Raw genomic sequence first — 18,477 nt, 5'->3', positions numbered from 1 at the left:
CGGGTGACACCCCGGGGCCGCAAGAGCGCGGCGTGGCTAGCCTCCTCGGGACGGGCCCTTTCTCATACGGCGACGAAGGAGAGACGATGTCGGAATTCAACGCGGACTTCTCGGGCAAGATCGAGCTGGACGTCCGGGACTCGGTGCCGGACTGGTCACCGTATGAGCTGCCGGTCGCACCCGAGGGGGCGCCGAACGTCCTGGTGGTGCTCTACGACGACACCGGCCTCGCCTCGTGGTCCCCGTATGGCGGACGTATCCACATGCCGACCATGGATCGACTCGCCCAATCGGGCCTCACCTACACGCAGTGGCACACGACCTCTCTCTGCTCACCGACCCGGTCGACGATGCTCACCGGTCGCAACCACCACGTCAACCGGGCCGGCGTGATCATGGAGGGCACGAACGGCTTCCCCGGGTTCGCTGGCCGACTCCCGGCCGAATGCGCCACGGTCGGTCAGATCCTGCAGCAGAACGGGTACTCGACGTTCTGGATCGGCAAGAACCACAATGTCCCCGAGGAGGACGTGGCCCCCGGTGGCAGCCGCTCCATGTGGCCCCTGCAGATGGGCTTCGATCGCTTCTACGGCTTCCTCGGCGGAGAGACGAACAACTGGTATCCCGACCTCGTCGAGGACAACCACTTCATCGAAGCCCCGGCGACGCCGGAGGAGGGCTATCACCTCTCGAAGGACCTGGCGGACCAGGCGCTGCGGATGATCCGCAACCAGCAGTCCTCGAACCCCTCGAAGCCCTGGTACATGTGGTTCTGCCCCGGTGCCAATCATGCGCCGCATCACGCCCCCGAGGAGTACATCGAGAAGTACAGGGGCGCCTTCGACGACGGCTACGACGCGTACCGCGAATGGGTCCTCGCCCGCATGATCGAGAAGGGCGTCATCCCCGAGGGCACGGCGCTGACACCGATCAACCCGCTGCCGGACGACGTCGCGAATCCCGCCGACCAGGTGCGACCGTGGGATGAGCTGAACGACGACGAGAAGCGCTTGTTCGCGAGGTTCGCCGAGGTGTTCGCCGGGTTCTCCGAGTACACCGACGCGCAGGTCGGCCGCGTCATCGACTACCTCGAGGAAAGCGGCCAGCTCGAGAACACCCTCGTGTTCTACTGCGCCGACAACGGCGCTTCCGGCGAGGGATCGCCGAACGGCTCGGTGAACGAGAACAAGTTCTTCAACGGGTACCCGGACGACCTCGCAGAGAACCTCGCGATGCTCGATCGCCTGGGGTCCGCCGACACATACAACCACTATCCGACAGGGTGGGCGGTGGCGTTCTCGACACCGTTCCAGATGTTCAAGCGCTACTCGCAGTTCGCCGGTGGCACGTGCGACCCGATGGTCATCCACTGGCCCAAAGGGATCCAGGCCAGAGGAGAGCTGCGTCACCAGTACCACCACTCGGTCGACGTGGTCGCCACGGTGCTCGATGTGATCGGCATCGAGATGCCCGAGACGTTCCGCGGTGTGCGGCAGCATCCGCTCGACGGTGTCTCGATGAAATACAGCTTCGATGCGGCGCCGGACTCTCCGACCGAGAAGCGGGTCCAGTACTACTCGATGCTCGGGACCCGGGGCGTGTGGAAGGACGGATGGAAGGCAGCGGCTGTGCACGCGCCTCTCAGCGGCAGGGGGCACTTCGAGGACGATGTGTGGGAGCTCTACAACGTCGAGGTCGACAGGTCGGAGTCTCATGATCTCGCGGGGAGCGAGCCCGACAAGCTTCGGGAGCTGATCGACGTGTGGTTCGAGGAGGCCGAGTCGAACTTCGTGCTGCCGCTGGACGATCGCTCGGCACGCGATGTGCTCAATGTCGAGCGCCCGCAGGCTGAGAAGCCACGGCAGCGCTATGTCTACTATCCCGACACCGCAGCGGTGCCCGAGAGCGTCGCGGTCAACGTCCGAGGGCGTTCATACAAGATCATCGCCGATGTCGTGCTCGAGGACGGCGCGGAGGGAGTGCTCTTCGCACATGGCTCCAGATTCGGCGGACACTCCCTCTTCATCAAAGACAACCGCCTCACATACGTCTACAACTTCCTCGGCATTCCGCCGGAGCAGACATTCACATCGGAGGAGCTCGCTCCGGGGCCGCACACGCTCGGCGTCGAGTTCGTGCGAGAGGGTGCGGGTGAGCACGGCGAATCGCTCGGCACCGCCACGCTCTATGTCGACGACCGGGCGGTCGCGTCAGGACCCATGCGCGCCCAGATCGGCAAGTTCACGCTGTGCGGTGATGGGCTGTGCATCGGGTGGGACAGCGCTGACCCGGTGAGCGGCCAATACGGACCTGCGTTCGCCTTCACCGGAGGCAAGCTGCTCGGTGTGGGTGTCGACGTCAGCGCCGAGCAGTATCTCGACCTCGAACGCGAGGCCGCCGCGATGCTCTCCCGCGAGTAGCTGTCGGGGCCTTCGCCGCTACTCCGTCGCAGTGAACGCCTCGTCGACGCTCGCGTGCACGCGGCCCTGCGCGATCATTCGCTGATACCACTGCGTCTTCACCGCGATCGAGGTGGCGCGCTCGGGCAGCGAGGCGATGTGCAATGTGGTTCCCGTCGAGGACAGCTCGCCGTCGAGGTTCTCGAGCATGTCGAGCACGGTGATCGTGACGATCTCGAGTCGCAGGGCATCGAGGATCACGATGCGCACCGGCTCCGGCCGGTCCGCCACGATCTCGGTGATCGCCCTCTCGTACGCGAGGGCGTTGGCCGTGTACAGCCCGCGGACCGAGCGGATCGCGATGCGGCCGTCGTGTTCTCCCACGATCTCGAGTTTCGGGATGTTGAGTTCTCGCAGCACCAGGATGAGCGTCAATGCCACCCCGGCGGCCACGGCGGGCAGCAGACCGACGGTGAGGCCGAGCACTGCCACGATGAGCGCGATCCAGAAGTCGATCGGACTGATGCGCGCCCACCGCACCAGCAGGGGGATGTCGATGAGCCCGGCCACTGCGAGGAAGACCATGGCGGCGAGCGTCGCCTGGGGGAGAAGCGAGACGACGGGGCCGAGGAAGACGGCGACCACGATCGCGAGAGCGACCGTGACGAGGGTCGCGAGCTGCGTCCTGGCACCGGCATCCCGGTTGACCGCGCTCTGCGAGAATCCGCCGGCGGCGGGGAGCACGGTGAAGAAGGTGCCGGCGAGGTTGGCGGCGCCCACCGCGACGAGCTCCTGGTCGGCGTCGATGACGGGCTCGTTCGTGCGTCGCATGCTGCGCGCGACCGCCGCGGTCTCGAGGAAGACCATCACCGCGATCGCGAGGGCGCCGGGAATCAGCGCAGCGATCTGCGTGAGATCCGGGAGTCCCGGCATCGGCAGCCCTGAGGGCACGGGATCGATGAGCGCCACGCCCCTCTCGTCGAGGTCCGCGAATGCGACCAGGGCGATGCCGCCGACGACGACCACGAGGGTCCCCGGGATCCTCGGAGCGAACCGCTTCATCACGAGCAGGATGATCAGACTTCCCGCCGAGAGCGCGACCGTCGCCGGGTTGATGCTCGCCGCAGCCGCGATCGCGGCCTCGATGGTGCGGAAGAACCCTTCGCCCGAGACCTCGGTGGTCTCGCCCAAGAGCTTCGGGAGCTGCCCGACAGCGACGGTTCCGCCGACACCGATCTTGACACCCAGGGTCGTCGCCGCGCTGATGTTCTCGACCAGCGATCCCCATCGCAGCAGGCGCGCGCCGATGAGCAGCAGGCCGACCAGCATCGCCAGGGTCATCAGGCTTCCCGCCGGGTCGTCGACGCTCGATGCGACGGATGCCGTCACCAGCGTCGTGGCCGTGAGAGTTGCGATCGTCGAGGTCGTCGACACGCTCATCGCGCGGGATCCGCCGAGCAGCGCGTACACGAGCATCGGGATGATGCACGTGTAGAGACCCACCTGCACCGGCAGGTCGGCGATGGTGGCGTAGGCCATCGCCTGCGGCACGACGACGGCGCCGGCGGCGAGGCCGGCGACGACATCGGGCACCAGCCACTCGCGACGGTATCCCGCCATGCTGGGCAGGAGGACTCGCGAGGCGCGTCGCGTGGCGTGGTCGCTCATGTGCTCATGCTGGCATCGCCACTCAGCCGGGTCGTCGACATGTCACCCGTCGAGGGCGATGCGGGTCGGGTCGGTCAGAGTCCGTCGCGAGTCTCGTCGCGGTGCGTGATCCGCCGCACGCGGTCTCCGATGTACGAGATGACGAGCGCCGAGGTGGTGCCCACGATCGCGATGCCGCCGATCATCAGGCACACGGCGTACACCCGCCCGAGCGCTGTCACCGGATAGGTGTCGCCGTAGCCGACCGTCGCGACGGTGACGCATGCCCACCAGATCGCCGAGCCGAAGTCGATGATCGTCGCGCCGGGGGCGCCGCGTTCCACCTGCAGTGTCGCGAGGGAGATGAAGTACACGAACAGCACGGTGTAGGCGAGGGCGATGGTGACGATCTGGGCCCTGACCGCGCTGCCGGTGCGGCGGTGGAAGTAGGGGAGTCCGCGTGCGAGCTCGACGACGCGGAATGCTCGGAAGAGGGGCACGAGAACAGACAGGACCTCGACGGGATGATGCACGAGGAACGACGTGCGGCTCCCGACGGGGGTGAGCGCCACCCGAACGATGAGGTCGATGACCATCGCGACCCAGGTGATCACGATCTCGACCGTGAGGATGATGCGCACCCAGCCGGGGAGGTCGGGCACGAGCACGATCACCGAGTAGGCGACGATGAAGCCGAGTCCGAGCACCGTGAGGGGAACCGTGGAGGCCGATTCCCAGCGATGCAGCCTCGTGTCGGCATCCCCGGGGTCGTGCGCGGCGGGCGGGTTGTTGGGCACCGCGTCGGTCATCGCGACCACCGTCTCACGCGACGCGGATCCCAGGGGATGCGGCGCACGGCGCGCACGGCGCGCACGCTCGGGGGCTCTGGCGACGGGCGCGCGCTGCGGTCTCCCGAGACCCACCGCAGCCAGAGGGTGTCCTCGCTGCCTTCGAGCAGCAGTGCACGCGCCACGAGGGTCAGGGGAACCGCCAGCAGAGCACCGATCGGCCCCATGATCACGGTCCAGAACACGACGCCAAAGAAGCTCAGCGTCAGGCTGAGGCCGACCGCATCGCTCACGAACAGGGGCTGGATGAACACCTGCAGGAGGACGTTCACGACGCAGTACACGACCACGACTCCGAGCAGCAGCGGCCATCCGCCCACCAGAAGGGCGAGGATCGCCGGGGGAACGAGCCCGATGACGAACCCGATGTTCGGGATGAAGTTCGTCACGAAAGCCAGGACGGCCCAGAGGACGGGGGCCGGGACCCCGAGCCACCACAGCGCGAGGCCGTCGAGCGTCGCGACGATGGCGCCGAACACGGTGTTGACCACGTAATAGCGCCGGATGTTCGTGTTCAGCCGCGATATCCGTGCGATCGTCGCGGCTCTCCGCGCGCCGAACACGGTCGATGCGTGCGAGTAACGTCCGGCGTCCACCGCCATCACGACCACGTAGGCGCAGACCAGGAAGAGAGCGACGGCGATGCCGATCACGGCGCCGCTCACGCTCCGGGCGACAGTGATCAGCGCAGGCACGACCACGCTCGCGGCGTTGTCGCCGTCGGCGTCCGGGGCTCCGATGCCCTGAAGGACCCAGCTGTCGAGCTGCGATGCGACAGGGGCGAGATCGCCACCGGGGGAGAGATCGCCGAGAAGGTGCGCGAACTGGTCTCCGGCGATCCAGAGCAGCCAGCCCATCGCGAGCAGCACGGAATAGGCGAGGACGACGATCGCCGTCACGCCGAGCGACTGCGGCCACCCGCGTCGGACGAGTGCGCTGCTCGCCGGGCTGCAGATCACGACGACCACCAGCGCGACGGCGAGCGGCGCGATCACGTCTCGGAGCAGCCACAGCCCCGCGAGCGCGATGGTCGCGCACGCGAGCACCACGAGGATGTGGGTGCCTGCGGCGCGGGACATGCTCACGGCGCGTCTGCAGGTGATCCGGAGGCGCCCGGGAACACGGTCGCCCAGTCGTCTCGCACGCTCACGACGACGTATCCGGCGTCGACGGCGCCGGATAGAGCCGTCTCGGCTCCGGCATCGTAGGGGGTGTCTTCGCGGGAGTCGTCGTCGTGGTGGATCAGCAGGGCCAGGCCGGGGCGGGGGCCTCGGCGCGCGAAGTCGAGCATCGGCATGTCGCCGTTGGAGTTCCCGGCCGCGAAGAGCGGTCGACGTCCGATCCTGCTCCAGATCCGCACCGGCTTCTCCGGCCCGTCGTCGAAGAACGCCAACGACGGCGCGTAGCGCACCACCGCCTTCTCCGCGTCGTAGCCGAGCCCGAAGGCCGAGCCGATGACACGCTCCGGCGGGATGCCGTAGTTGCTCTGCGTCATGGGGCGCATGAAGTCGCGCTCGCCGCCCGACACGATGTAGCAGGTGAAGCCATGACGTTCGAGGTACCGCAGGAGCTCCACCATGGGCTGGTAGACCGCGTCGGCGTAGCGTCGCTGAAGCACGGGATGCGTCGCGGTCGCGAAGAACTCGGACACTGAGGCGGCGTACCTCTCTACGCTGACGCCGTCGGTCAGTCCGCCGAGGGCTTGCAGGATGACGGCCAGATCGGAGTCGTCGCCGGAGTAATGCTTGTCGATGGCTCTCCCGAGCCACGCGAGATCGCCGCTCACCGCGGCCAGGTAGGGCTGCTTGTGAGCGAGCTCCGGGTCGAGCTCGGCGGCGATGCGCCACTGTTCCACGACGTAGTGCAGCTGAGTCGGCATCGGCTTCTCGGACCACAGGGTCCCGTCGTTGTCGAAGACGGCGATGCGCTCTGCGACGGGGACGGCGTCCGGGCCGTCGGTGACCGACCGGACGAACCGCTCGATGGCGTCCCGCGTCGCACCCTCGCGCCAGGATCGCAGCTGTGCCGGGTCGTCCATCGCGCTCTCGATTCTCTCGATGACGGTGCGTCGTGCGGGCCTCTCGTCGGCCATCCTGACACCCACCGAGCGAGCGGGGGCCGCCTCGTCACCCGCTTCGGGCGAGGTGATCCCGGGCCGACGTGAGACTGATTCGAAGAAAAACCGCACGCCGGTCTTATTGCTAGCTAAGCTAGTAGTCATGGAACGCTACAATCACCTGCGCTGGGTGGGTCTGGTCTTCATCAGCATCGCCGTCTCGCTGATCATCGTCGACTCGACGATCGTGAACGTGGCGATTCCGGCCATCGTCGAGGACCTCGGCATCACGTCCACAGAGGTGCAGTGGGTGCAGGAGGCGTACACGCTCGTATTCGCCGCGCTGCTGCTCGTGTTCGGCAGCCTCGCGGATCGGTTCGGACGTCGGCGAGTGATGATCACCGGAGTCGCGGTCTTCGCGGCATCCTCGGTGCTCGCGGCGCTCGCTCCCGATGGCGGGATGCTGATCATCGCCCGTCTCGCGCAGGGGGTGGGCGGATCGATGATCCTGCCCACCACACTGTCGATCATCAACGCGACCTTCCGCGGGCGCGAACGCGGCATCGCCTTCGCGGTGTGGGGGTCGACGATCGGTGGAATGGCGGCCGTGGGCCCCCTGCTCGGAGGATGGCTGACGACCGCCTTCTCGTGGCGGTGGGCATTCGGGATCAACATCCCTCTGGGCATCATCATCATCGTCGGTGTGCTGCTCACGGTGGCGGAGTCGCGCAGTGACCGGACGACCAGGATCGATGTGGTCGGGGCGATACTCTCGGTGATCACGATGGCCAGCCTCGTGTTCGCTCTCATCGAGGGACGCACGTACGGCTGGTGGCTCGTCGACCAGCGCCCTCAGATCGGCGACTGGACGTGGCCGCTGGACGTCTCTCCGATCCCGTTCGCCTTCGCGCTGGCGGTCGTGGCACTCGTCGCTTTCATCCTGTGGGGTCTGCACAGGCAGCGCCAGGACAAGCCGACGCTGCTGGCCCTGCGTCTGTTCGCCATCCCCTCGTTCCGCAACGGCAACATCGCGGCGACCGTCGTGTCGCTGGGAGAGTTCGGGATCATCCTCGCCCTGCCGCTGTGGCTGCAGTTCGTCCTGGGCTTCGATGCCCTGCAGACCGGGCTCCTGCTCCTCGCGCTCGCGCTCGGATCGTTCGTCGCGAGCGGCGCCGCGGGGGCGGCGAGCGGCAGGATCGCTCCGGTCTGGGTCGTGCGTGTCGGCCTCATCGCCGAGATCATCGGGGTCGCCGGTGTCGGCTTCGTCATCGCACCCGACGCGTCATGGGTGCCGCTGATCCCGTTCCTCTTCGTCTACGGCCTCGGCGTCGGCCTCGCGACCGCCCAGCTGACGGGCGTGGTGCTCGCCGACGTCCCCGTCGACGACAGCGGCGCGGCGTCGGGAACGCAGTCGACGTCTCGACAGCTCGGCGCAGCACTCGGCGTGGCGGTGCTGGGAACGGTGCTCTTCACGAGCACGGCAGGGATCCTCGCGTCATCGCTCGACGCGCGCGGCGTTCCGGCCGATCAGCGCGATCAGATCGTGTCGGCCGTCGTCGACAGCGCGGGCGCGGCGATCAGCGGACTCGAGGCGCAGCCCGAGACAGCCGAGATCGCCGACGATGCGAAGGCGGCGTTCTCCGACGGCACGCGTTTCGCTGCATGGACCGCGGCAGGATTCCTCTCCCTGGGTCTGCTGTCGACGATCTCCCTCGGGGCGGCTGCGACGTCTCGGCGCGAGGAGGATCACTCGGACGCGACCCGGACGGCCTGAGCGCGTCTCGCCGGTGACCGCGGCCGTCGTCGGCTGTACTGGTCAGGGGCCGGGTGGCGGCTCGAAGTGCGGGATGGGGTCGGGTCGCTCGCCGCGCTGTCCGTGGTGCGCGGCGCGGGCGTCCTCCGTGGCGGGCACGGCGTAGACGGGCGGCGCAGCGAGAGCTCTGCGAGGGAACCGACGACCTGTGATGGTGCTGGCTGTCACCTTCAGCACGAACTGCTTCGGAGCCGCGGTCCACGATCGCAGGTGTTCGACTCCGACTCGGTGCAGCTCGGACTCGCTGGTCACCTGCATCGCCACGCCGCGGACCACCACGCTCCAGAAGTCGGCGTCATCCGCCCCGTCGACCTCGACAGCCACCGGCGACCTCGAGGCGACGGCCAGGAACTTGGAATCCAACGCTGATCGGATGTAGATGACGCGATCGACGCAGAGGTGGTTCACCGGCCGGATGTCGGGAGCCCCGTCCGCCTGGACGAATGCGAGTCTGCACAGCTCGGTCGTGCTCACGAGGTTCCAGCACTCGTCCGGGGTGAGGGCGACTGCGTCAGCGTCGTGGTCTGCATCGGTATCGGTCATCCCGAACCTCCTGTATCGGCGGGCATCGATGCGCGGTGGTCGTGTCGTCAGCCTGCAGTGGCGTGCCGGACGGCACAATCGGCCCCTCACCCTGCGGGGGTGAGCGCGGTTCCCACGAGGCGATGAGATCCGGTCATGCTGGATGAGCCAGGGGCCGCCGGGGGGCGACCGTCGGCACGAGTGGCGTCTTCGGGCAAGGGCGTCACGCGGGATGCCTCGCCTCGGCGATACTCCCTCGGGCGAGGCATCCTCTCCCTGGTCGGCCAGCCGCGGTGCGCGAGTGTCGGGATTCACGGGTTCGGAAGTCTCCGCAGAGAGGTGATGCATGAGAGTCGTCCGGGCAGCGCGACGATACCCTGTCATCGGCGTCACTGTGCTCGTGCTGGCTGTCGTGCTGGTCCTGCACCTCGTCGACGCCGCGACCGCCGGTCGATGGGTCGCCACGGCCTATGTCGCGCTGTTCATCGTGTGGACATCGGTCGGAATGGTCCGCGAGCTCATGCGTGGTCATATCGGGCTCGACGTGCTCGCGATCGTGGCGATGATCGCGACGCTCGGCGTGGGCGAGTACATCGCATCGCTCATCGTCGTGCTCATGCTCGCCGGCGGGCAGGCCCTCGAGGACTTCGCGGGTCGCCGCGCGAAGCGCGATCTGTCCGCACTGCTCGACCGGTCTCCCCGCTCCGCGCACGTTCTCGTCCAGGGCGACGGAGCGGGCTCGGACGACGTTCGAGACACACCCGTCGACGACGTGGCGGTCGGAGACGTCATCCTGGTGCGGCCGTCCGAGATCGTGCCGGTCGACGGCGTGCTGCTGTCGGACGCGAGCAGCTTCGATGAGTCCTCGTTGACCGGCGAGAGCATGCCCGTCGTGCGGGGGACCGGCGATGAGGTGCTGTCGGGTGCGATCAACGGCACGCGAGCGGTCAGGATGCGCGCGGTGCGCGTCAGCGAAGACAGTCAGTATCAGCAGATCGTCGCTCTCGTGCGGGCGTCGGAGGACTCTCGGGCCCCGGTGGTGCGATTGGCCGACCGGTTCGCGATCCCGTTCACCGTCGTGTCGATCGCTCTCGCGGCGACGGCATGGATGCTGTCGGGCGACCCGACACGGTTCGCCGAGGTGCTCGTGCTCGCAACGCCGTGTCCGCTGCTGATCGCGGCTCCGGTGGCGTTCCTCGGCGGGCTCTCTCGTGCCGCGAAGGCGGGCGTGATCATGAAGGGCGGCGCGGTGATCGAGCAGGTCGCGAGGGTGCGATCCGCCGCGTTCGACAAGACCGGCACCCTCACCCAGGGCCGCCCGGAGCTCGTCGACGTCCGAGCGGAGGTGGGTTTCGATGCGGACGAGGTGCTGTGCCTCGCTGCGTCCGCTGAGCAGTATTCTTCGCACGTGCTCGCCGACGGCATCCGCCGGGCGGCGGAGAGCCGTGGACTGACGCTCCGTGCCGCGGAGAGCGCGCGTGAGGAGGCGACGAACGGAGTCCTCGCTCGGATCGGTGGGAAGGCGGTCGTCGTGGGCAAGCCTGCTCTCATCGAATCGCTCACCCAGGACACCGTGCGGGCGTCACTGGGCGCGAGCGAGGCCGCAGCATACGTGGCGGTCGATGGTCGTTTCGCGGGTGTGATCGTGCTGTCGGACTCTCCGCGGCCGGAAGCCCGCTCAGTGATCGACTGGCTGCGAGCTCATGGGGTCGGTCGCGTGATGATGCTCACGGGCGATGTCCGGCCGACGGCCGAGTCGGTCGCGCGCCAGGTCGGGATCGACGAGGTTCATGCCGAGCTGCTGCCGCCGGAGAAGGTTCAGCTGGCGACCGATGTCCGGCCGAGGCCCGTGATGATGGTGGGAGACGGTGTGAACGATGCGCCTGTGCTCGCCGCCGCCGACGTCGGTGTCGCCATGGGGGCGCGCGGCGCGACTGCCGCGGGAGATGCTGCCTCCGTCGTCATCCTGGTGGACTCGCTGGCGAAGGTCGTCGATGCGCTCGCCATCGGCCGGCACACGCTGCGCGTCGCCCTGACCGCGATCTGGATCGGCATCGCCCTGAGCGTCGGTCTGATGATCGTCGCGATGACGGGGATCATCCCTGCGGTCGTCGGCGCGCTCGTGCAGGAACTCGTCGACCTTGCGACGATCCTCTATGCCCTCCGAGCGCTCAGCGGGCCGCGCGTCGACTCTGACCTGCTCGGTCACAGCGACACGTCACGACCCGACATCGTCGCGCAGGCCCCCGAGAAGCACTGAACTCACGCGTCCGCCGCATCGACGGTCACGGCGTTTCCCCAGACCCAGCACCGGTAGGTCTGGTCTCCGGCGCGGAACTCGACGCCCGCGGCGAGTGGCGTCGACCGGGCGAGCTTCGCATCGACCAGGACCGCTTCGGGCCCGAAGCGCACCCAGACCCGAACGGCGCGATACGGCTGCGGGTAGATCGTGACCGGCTGCTCCCGAAGCCGCAGCTCACGGTCCGTCAGCGACTGCAGGGGTCCGGCGCGTGCTGCGGCGAGGATGGCCTGATGCTGCGCGCGCATGTCGTAGTGGGCCGCAAGACGCTTGCTCGTGCCCATGCCGGCTCCCTTCTCCGGCCCGATGGCAAGGGTAGCAAGATTCGAAGTTATGTTCTATTCTCGAACCATGCGACCGGCTCCTGCTCATCTCCCCGCCACTCTATGGATGGTCGACGACATTCCGTCGCGCATGGTCTTCGCCGGGCGTCGGTGGAAGGTCACCGACACCCCCACGCGGCTCGGAGATTCCGGCCGGCCAGTGGCGTCGGCGTCGGGGTCGGCGTCGCAGCGAGGGTCGCACGGGTGGCGATTCCAGGGCACCGACGACGACGGTCGCTCGCTGGTGTTCGACGTCTTCGAGGGGGCGGACGGCTGGCACGTGCACCACAGCTACGACTGAGCATCTCGGAGCGTCTCCCGAATCGTCCGTCCGCAGCCGGGACTCCGCACGATGCAACGAGAAAAGCCGCCTGGAACCAGGCGGCTTTTCTCGTAGGTGTGTGCCCCCGACAGGAGTCGAACCTGCGACCTACGGTACCGGAAACCGGCGCTCTATCCACTGAGCTACGGAGGCGTACCGGTCGACAATATCACTGCTCGGGAGTGGTCTCCGACCCACCGGCCTCGGTGACCGGCGCGTCGCCCAGTTCGCCGAGGGCCGCGGCCAGCTTCTCGGCGAGGTAGCGGTGGCCGTCGGTCGACGGGTGCTTGCGTCCGACCTCGACGTCGATGACCGACAGATAGTTCTGCTCTGTGATCCAGTTCTGCGCGACGGGGGAGATGTACCACCAGCCGCGAGCCGCGGCGAGTTCGCCGAGATCGGTGTCGATGCGCGCGGTCTCCGCCCCGACGGGGAGCTCGTGCGGCGCCGGGCCGAGGATGACGATCGACGCCTGCGGGAACTTCGCCGTCATGGCGTCCCACGCCGCGGTGACGGCCTCACGATATCCGGCTGCGCCCTGCGCCCGGTCGTTGATGGAGCCCTGCAGGATGATCAGGTCGGGGGCGAGCGTCGGGTCCAGTGCGGCGATGCGCTCGCCGAACGCAGGGCCGTCGAGTCCGGGCTTGAGGTAGCCGCTGCCGCGGACTCCGTCGACGATCGTCTCGCCACCGATGAGGTCGGCGAGCAGATAGGCGTATCCCTGGGTGGGCTCGGTCGCCGCCGAGCCGTAGGTCCAGGAGTCTCCGAATACGAGAACGGTCGGATGCTCGGGCAGGAGAAGCGGAACCGGCGCGATCGCGACCGATTCATCGGCTGCTGCCGCCGCCCCGACGGGTGCCGAGGCCGGCACCGGAACCCAGGGCCGCCACACGCCGAGGACGACTGCCGCGAGCGCCAGGATCACTGCGACGGCGAGGCCCGCGACGGGCAGACGGTGGCGGGCGGATGCGGCCTTCATGGCATGACTGTAGATCACGATTCCGCCCTCGCAAATTCGGGTTCGTGACGCGCCGTAAACTGGGAGGCCTATGAACCCTGAATCGCTCGCCACAGCCCTCCTCGCCGTCCTCGCACCGATCGCCGAGGAACGACGTCCTGGCGAGCCGCTCGCGCTCACCGCGTCGGACATCGTGTTCGAGCGCCCGCGCAACCGCGACCACGGCGACTGGGCCTCGAACATCGCGATGCGCCTGGCGAAGCCCTTCGGCACAAACCCGCGCGAGCTGGCGCAGCAGATCGCCGACGGCCTCGCGCGGGTCGACGGGGTGCAGACCGCAGAGGTCGCGGGCCCGGGCTTCATCAACATCCGTCTGGACGCGGCCGCCGCCGGCGCACTGGCCAAGGTCATCGTCGATGCGGGCGCCGAGTACGGTCACAACGACACGCAGGCCGGTCACAGCATCAACATCGAGTTCGTGAGCGCGAATCCGACCGGCCCGCTGCACATCGGTCATACGCGCTGGGCCGCGCTGGGCGATGCGATCGCCCGTGTGCTCGCGGCCTCGGGTGCGAAGGTCGCCAGGGAGTACTACATCAACGACGCGGGCGTTCAGATGGAGCGTTTCGCGAACTCGGTGCTGGCCGCGGTGAAGGGCGAGCCGACGCCCGAGGGCGGATACGCCGGAAGCTACATCGGCGACCTCGCCGCTCGTGTCGTGGCCGCGCGACCTGACCTGCTCGAACTCGCCGCCGACGAGCAGGTGGTCGTGACGCGCGAGCTCGCCTACGGCTTCCAGCTCGAGGAGCAGAAGCAGTCGCTCTCGAAGTTCAACGTCGACTTCGACGTGTGGTTCTCCGAGCGCACGCTGCATGCCAAGGACGCCGACGGCGTCAGCTTCGTCGATCGCGCCGTCGACCGCCTGCGCGAGCAGGGTCATGTCTTCGACGACGAGGGCGCCGTCTGGGTGCGCACGACCGACTTCGGCGACGACAAGGATCGCGTGATCCGTCGCTCGAACGGCGAGTACACGTACTTCGCCGCCGACGCCGCGTATTACCTGAACAAGGGCGACCGCGGCTTCGAGTACAAGCTGTACCTGCTCGGGGCCGATCATCACGGCTACGTCCACCGTCTCAAGGCGATCGCCGGGGCGGCAGGGGAAGATCCCGAGAAGAACGTCGAGGTGCTCATCGGTCAGCTGGTCTCGGTCGGGGGAGCGCGCCTGAGCAAGCGCGCGGGCAACATCATCGAGATGGACGATCTGCGCGAATGGCTCGGCACCGATGCGTTGCGCTATTCGCTCGAGCGTTCGCCGGCCGACTCGCCGCTCGCTCTCGATCCTGAGCTGCTGCAGAAGCGCACGAACGACAACCCGGTGTTCTACGTGCAGTACGCGCATGCCCGCACGCACAACGTCGCGCGCAACGCCGCCGATTCCGGAGTGGATCGCTCGGAGTTCGCCCCCGAGACGCTCACGCACGAGACCGAGAGCGCTCTGCTGGGCGCTCTGCAGGAGTTCCCGCGCATCGTGGCGTTCGCGGCCGAGGTGCGCGAGCCGCACCGCGTCGCGCGCTACCTCGAGGAGCTCGCCGGCCTGTACCACCGCTGGTACGACAACTGCCGTGTGATCCCGCAGGGCGACGACCCGATCGAGACGGTGCACCGCACGCGCCTGTGGCTCAACGACGCCGCCGGCCAGGTGTTCCGCAACGGTCTCGATCTCCTCGGCGTCTCCGCACCCGAGCGCATGTGACCTCTGCCGCCGTCCGGGCCGTAGGGCAGGATGGCAGCATGAGCGACGACAACCACACCCTTCCTTATCCCTCCGCGGGTTCTGAGCACCCGACGCTCGTGATCCCGGGCGGCAAGGACGGCGGGGATGCCGGTGCGACACCGCCCCGGCGGGCGCGTAGGCGCTGGCCCTGGGTGCTGCTCATCGTCGTGGTCGCTCTCGCGGCCCTCGCCGTCGCCGCCGAGCTCATCGCCCGCGCTGTGCTGCCCGGCATCGTGCGGAGCATGGTGATCGAACAGCTCGATCTGCCCGCCGATCAGCAGCTCGATGTCGAGACCGACGGCCTGCTCGTCCCACAGCTGATCGGGGGAACGCTCGACGCGCTGCATCTCTCGACCGACTCGGTCACGCTGCAAGGGGTCACGGGCGCCGTCGACGTCACCGCGACGGGGGTCCCGCTGCGCGGCGGCGACCTCGCGTCGGCCTCCGGCACGATCCGCATCGACGAGTCGCAGTTCACAGCCCTCCTCTCGAACACGGACCTGCCGATCGAGACGGTCACGCTCAAGTCGCCGAACGCGACGGTCGCTGGTTCCGTGACGGTCCTCGGGCTCGCGATCCCGGTCTCCCTGACCGTGACTCCCGGGGTGGCCGAGGGGGATCTCGAGCTCACACCGGTCGGCCTCACCGTCGGCGGACTCGAGGTCGATGCGGATCAGGTCGGGTCGAGTCTGGGAGCCCTGGGGGAGCAGCTCACCCGGACGCAGCGCATCTGCATCGCGGATCAGCTTCCGGCCGGCATCACTCTCACGAACCTCGAGATCGAGGGATCGGAAGCGGTGATCGACGTCGACGTCGACGGCGCGATCGCCACGGATGAGACTCTGCTCCAGACGGGCACCTGCCCCTGAGGACGGATCAGTCCTCGTCGCTCCCGAGCCGGGCCTCGCGCTCGGCCTTCTGGGCCTCCCGCAGCTCGGCAGTCGCGAGGGCGACCTCCGCCTCGGCGCGCTGGACGCGGCGCTGCGGGAAGGTCGTCGCGCCGAACCGCGCGTGCACACGATCCTTGCGCTCTTCCTCCGACGTGACGATGTAGGCGCTGGCGATCAGGATCACCTGCGTCGACAGGTTGAGCCAGATGAGCAGCGCCAACAGGGTCGCGAACGAGGCGAGGAGCGGGTTGCTGGTCGCGCCGCCGATGAAGAGTCCGGAGAGCTCCTGCAGCACCAGCAGTCCGACTCCGCCGATGAGCGAGCCGACCCACAGGGAACGCGCCGAGGGGTGCAGACCGGAGAGCAGACGGAACACACCCGCGATGAGCACCGTGTCGAGTGCGAGCACGACGACCAGTGAGACGATCCGTATGCCCCACGACGACGCCGGCGAATCCTCGGGGATGCCGAGCAGCCCGCTGATCCAGGTGATCCCGAGTCGGCCGGCGAACGTGACTCCCGCGGCGGCGACGAACAGCACGGCCACGCCGACCGCGAGCAGGAGATTGCGGAGAATGACCCAGATGAACAGCACGTCTGCGTGGGCCGTCCCGGCGAGGACGCGTACGGCCGTGCGCAGCGACCCGACGGCGCCGAGCGCCGAGCCGATCAGCGCGATCGTCGAGATGGCTCCGGCGACGGAGAGGGAGATCGGCTCTTTGAGATCGTCGGGGTTCACGACTCCGTCCTCCCCGATCAGGCCGGGAACCACGGACTGCACGGCCGAGATGATGGCGTTCCAGGCGTCGGGGTTGCCGGCGAGCCACAGAGCGGCGATGGAGAATCCGAGGAGCACGGCGGCGAAGACACTGAACAGCGCGCGATACGTGACGCTGTCGGCGAGCATCGCCCCCCGACGCTCGGAGTAGAGCAGGAACGCGCGGACAGGACGCCGTGTCAGAGCCCAGCGGATCGCTGACGCGCTGACGCGTGCGATCAGGCCGGGGCGTCGGGCATCGGGCGCTGCGGAATCGGTGCTCATCTTCACCACCTTACGAGTCCGCGTGATGTGCCCGGAGGGGGTTGACGCCGGGCGTCACCATGACTGAGGCGGCATGCGCGGTGCCATAGAATCGGGGGCAACCTCGCAGTGCGCGCATCCGCCCGAGACCCGTCCCACGATTGGTGTTCCTTGCTTTCCCCTGCCGACTCGCTCGCCCCGGAATGGCTCGTTGTGCCCGACGACGCGAATGACCTCCCCGCCGCCGTATGGCCGGCCTCCGCAGAGCGCGGCGACGACGGAGCGCTGCGGCTCGCAGGACTCTCCGCCATCGATCTCGCTGAGACGTACGGCACGCCACTGCTCGTGATCGACGAAGACGAGGTGCGGTCCCGAGCCCGTGCCTTCCGCTCGGCCTTCGACACGGCTGCCGCCGACCATGACACGACGGCGCGGGTGTATTACGCAGGCAAGGCGCTGCTGACCACGACGATCGCACGCTGGGTGGTCGATGAGGGTCTCCGCATCGACGTGTGCACCGGTGGTGAACTGGAAGTCGCGCTCGCGGCGGGCGTCTCTGCAGCGTCACTGGGGTTCCACGGGAACAACAAGTCCGTCGCCGAGCTCGAGCGTGCGGTCGAGGTGGGCATCGGCACGATCATCGTCGACAGCGCGATCGAGATCGAACGGCTTGCGGCGATCACCGCCCGGACGGGCGCCGTGCAGCGGGTGCTGGTGCGGGTCATCAGCGGCGTGCATGCCGAGACCCACGATTTCCTCGCGACGGCGCACGAAGACCAGAAGTTCGGCTTCCCGCTGGCCGAGGCCGAGCAGGCCGTCGCCCGCATCCGAGAGATTCCCGGACTCGAGTTCGTCGGCCTCCACTGCCACATCGGATCGCAGATCTTCGGCGTCGCCGGCTTCCGCGAGTCGGCCTCGCGCGTGCTCGAGCTGCACGCCGCACTGCTCGACGGAGGAGCGGTTCCGCAGCTCAACCTCGGCGGAGGATTCGGCATCGCCTACACCAGCGTCGACGACCCGACGCCGATCGAGACGCTGGCGGGCGAGATCGTCGCCGCCGTGGCCGAAGGCTGCGCCGCGCGGGGCATCGCCGTGCCTGCGCTGTCGTTCGAGCCGGGCAGGGCCATCGTCGGAACCGCCGGGGTGACGATCTATGAGGTCGGGACGACCAAGGACGTCGCGCTCGACTCGGGAGCCACCCGACGCTACATCAGCGTCGACGGAGGAATGAGCGACAACGCCAGGACCGCGCTGTACGAGGCGCAGTTCTCGGCCCGTCTCGCCTCGCGGACCGGCACCGGCTCGCCGCAGCTCAGCAGAGTCGTCGGCAAGCATTGCGAGTCCGGCGACATCGTCGTCGACCATGAGTACCTGCCGGCCGACGTCTCACCCGGTGACCTGCTGGCCGTCCCCTCGACCGGGGCGTACTGCGCACCGCTCTCGAGCAACTACAACCACGTCCCTCGCCCCCCGATCGTCGCGGTGCACGACGGCCGATCGGCGATCATCGTTCGCGGTGAGACGATCGCCGACGTGCTGTCTCGCGACGTCGGCGTCGCGGACGCCGAGAGCAACGGGTGAATCCGCGCGACGAACGACGCG

At 68.3% G+C, this 18,477-nt stretch carries 15 protein-coding genes and 1 tRNA gene; 7 read left to right on the top strand and 9 right to left on the bottom strand.

The genetic code is table 11. The annotated features are described in order from the left end of the window. Positions 1–86 precede the first annotated feature (86 nt). Positions 87–2,420, top strand: coding sequence for an arylsulfatase (locus AB0N61_RS07835; protein ID WP_363362925.1), 2,334 nt, complete (start codon positions 87–89; stop codon positions 2,418–2,420). Between the two features lie 18 nt (positions 2,421–2,438). Here the strand turns inward: AB0N61_RS07835 and AB0N61_RS07830 are convergent, their stop codons facing one another. The 4 genes from AB0N61_RS07830 to AB0N61_RS07815 all read right to left on the bottom strand — a co-directional run bounded on the left by AB0N61_RS07830 (position 2,439) and on the right by AB0N61_RS07815 (position 6,986). Further along, positions 2,439–4,067, bottom strand: a complete 1,629-nt coding sequence (locus AB0N61_RS07830) for a SulP family inorganic anion transporter (protein WP_363362923.1) — start codon at positions 4,065–4,067, stop codon at positions 2,439–2,441. A 74-nt stretch (positions 4,068–4,141) separates the two neighbouring features. Next, the gene (locus AB0N61_RS07825) at positions 4,142–4,855 is read right to left on the bottom strand and encodes an ion channel (RefSeq protein ID WP_363362920.1); all 714 of its coding nucleotides are present in this window, start codon (positions 4,853–4,855) and stop codon (positions 4,142–4,144) included. Beyond that, positions 4,852–5,973 (bottom strand): AI-2E family transporter, encoded by a 1,122-nt coding sequence (locus AB0N61_RS07820; protein ID WP_363363180.1) that lies wholly within the window; start codon positions 5,971–5,973, stop codon positions 4,852–4,854. The genes AB0N61_RS07825 and AB0N61_RS07820 overlap by 4 nt, the downstream gene beginning before the upstream one ends. A 2-nt stretch (positions 5,974–5,975) precedes the next feature. Continuing rightward, positions 5,976–6,986 carry an HAD family hydrolase gene (locus AB0N61_RS07815; RefSeq protein ID WP_363362919.1) on the bottom strand — a complete coding sequence of 337 codons (1,011 nt, stop codon included), beginning with the start codon at positions 6,984–6,986 and terminating at the stop codon, positions 5,976–5,978. A gap of 127 nt (positions 6,987–7,113) precedes the next feature. On the opposite strand from AB0N61_RS07815, the gene AB0N61_RS07810 reads away from it, so the two are divergent. Next, positions 7,114–8,724 (top strand): MFS transporter, encoded by a 1,611-nt coding sequence (locus AB0N61_RS07810; RefSeq protein WP_363362917.1) that lies wholly within the window; start codon positions 7,114–7,116, stop codon positions 8,722–8,724. Between the two features lie 42 nt (positions 8,725–8,766). On the opposite strand, the gene AB0N61_RS07805 is transcribed toward AB0N61_RS07810, so the two are convergent. Next, complete coding sequence (locus AB0N61_RS07805; RefSeq protein ID WP_363362915.1) at positions 8,767–9,306, bottom strand: pyridoxamine 5'-phosphate oxidase family protein; 540 nt, start codon at positions 9,304–9,306, stop codon at positions 8,767–8,769. A gap of 325 nt (positions 9,307–9,631) precedes the next feature. On the opposite strand from AB0N61_RS07805, the gene AB0N61_RS07800 reads away from it, so the two are divergent. Then, positions 9,632–11,545: a heavy metal translocating P-type ATPase gene (locus AB0N61_RS07800; protein ID WP_363362914.1), complete on the top strand. Its 1,914-nt coding sequence runs from the start codon at positions 9,632–9,634 to the stop codon at positions 11,543–11,545. A 2-nt stretch (positions 11,546–11,547) separates the two neighbouring features. Here the strand turns inward: AB0N61_RS07800 and AB0N61_RS07795 are convergent, their stop codons facing one another. Further along, positions 11,548–11,868, bottom strand: a complete 321-nt coding sequence (locus AB0N61_RS07795; RefSeq protein WP_363362912.1) for a hypothetical protein — start codon at positions 11,866–11,868, stop codon at positions 11,548–11,550. Between the two features lie 106 nt (positions 11,869–11,974). Between AB0N61_RS07795 and AB0N61_RS07790 the strand changes: the two genes are divergently transcribed. Then, a complete protein-coding gene (locus AB0N61_RS07790; protein ID WP_363362910.1) occupies positions 11,975–12,208 on the top strand; it encodes a hypothetical protein in 234 nt (77 codons plus the stop codon). A gap of 101 nt (positions 12,209–12,309) precedes the next feature. On the opposite strand, the gene AB0N61_RS07785 is transcribed toward AB0N61_RS07790, so the two are convergent. Together AB0N61_RS07785 and AB0N61_RS07780 are read right to left on the bottom strand one after the other, a co-directional pair. Then, positions 12,310–12,382 (bottom strand) — tRNA-Arg (locus tag AB0N61_RS07785). Positions 12,383–12,398: 16 nt separating this feature from the next. Next, positions 12,399–13,208 carry an SGNH/GDSL hydrolase family protein gene (locus AB0N61_RS07780; RefSeq protein WP_363362908.1) on the bottom strand — a complete coding sequence of 270 codons (810 nt, stop codon included), beginning with the start codon at positions 13,206–13,208 and terminating at the stop codon, positions 12,399–12,401. 70 nt (positions 13,209–13,278) lie between these two features. Between AB0N61_RS07780 and argS the strand changes: the two genes are divergently transcribed. Beyond that, positions 13,279–14,943, top strand: a complete 1,665-nt coding sequence (argS, locus tag AB0N61_RS07775) for an arginine--tRNA ligase (protein WP_363362907.1) — start codon at positions 13,279–13,281, stop codon at positions 14,941–14,943. A gap of 38 nt (positions 14,944–14,981) precedes the next feature. Continuing rightward, complete coding sequence (locus AB0N61_RS07770) at positions 14,982–15,833, top strand: DUF2993 domain-containing protein (RefSeq protein ID WP_363362906.1); 852 nt, start codon at positions 14,982–14,984, stop codon at positions 15,831–15,833. Between the two features lie 7 nt (positions 15,834–15,840). Here the strand turns inward: AB0N61_RS07770 and AB0N61_RS07765 are convergent, their stop codons facing one another. Then, on the bottom strand, positions 15,841–16,896 hold the full coding sequence (locus AB0N61_RS07765) for a YihY/virulence factor BrkB family protein (protein ID WP_363362904.1): 1,056 nt from the start codon (positions 16,894–16,896) through the stop codon (positions 15,841–15,843). 150 nt (positions 16,897–17,046) lie between these two features. On the opposite strand from AB0N61_RS07765, the gene lysA reads away from it, so the two are divergent. After that, complete coding sequence (gene lysA / locus AB0N61_RS07760) at positions 17,047–18,456, top strand: diaminopimelate decarboxylase (RefSeq protein ID WP_363362902.1); 1,410 nt, start codon at positions 17,047–17,049, stop codon at positions 18,454–18,456. The last annotated feature ends 21 nt before the right edge of the window (positions 18,457–18,477 follow it).

This window comes from Microbacterium sp. NPDC089320 (genome assembly GCF_040684875.1).
Lineage (GTDB): Bacteria > Actinomycetota > Actinomycetes > Actinomycetales > Microbacteriaceae > Microbacterium.
This window is presented reverse-complemented; position numbering and strand designations above follow the sequence as displayed.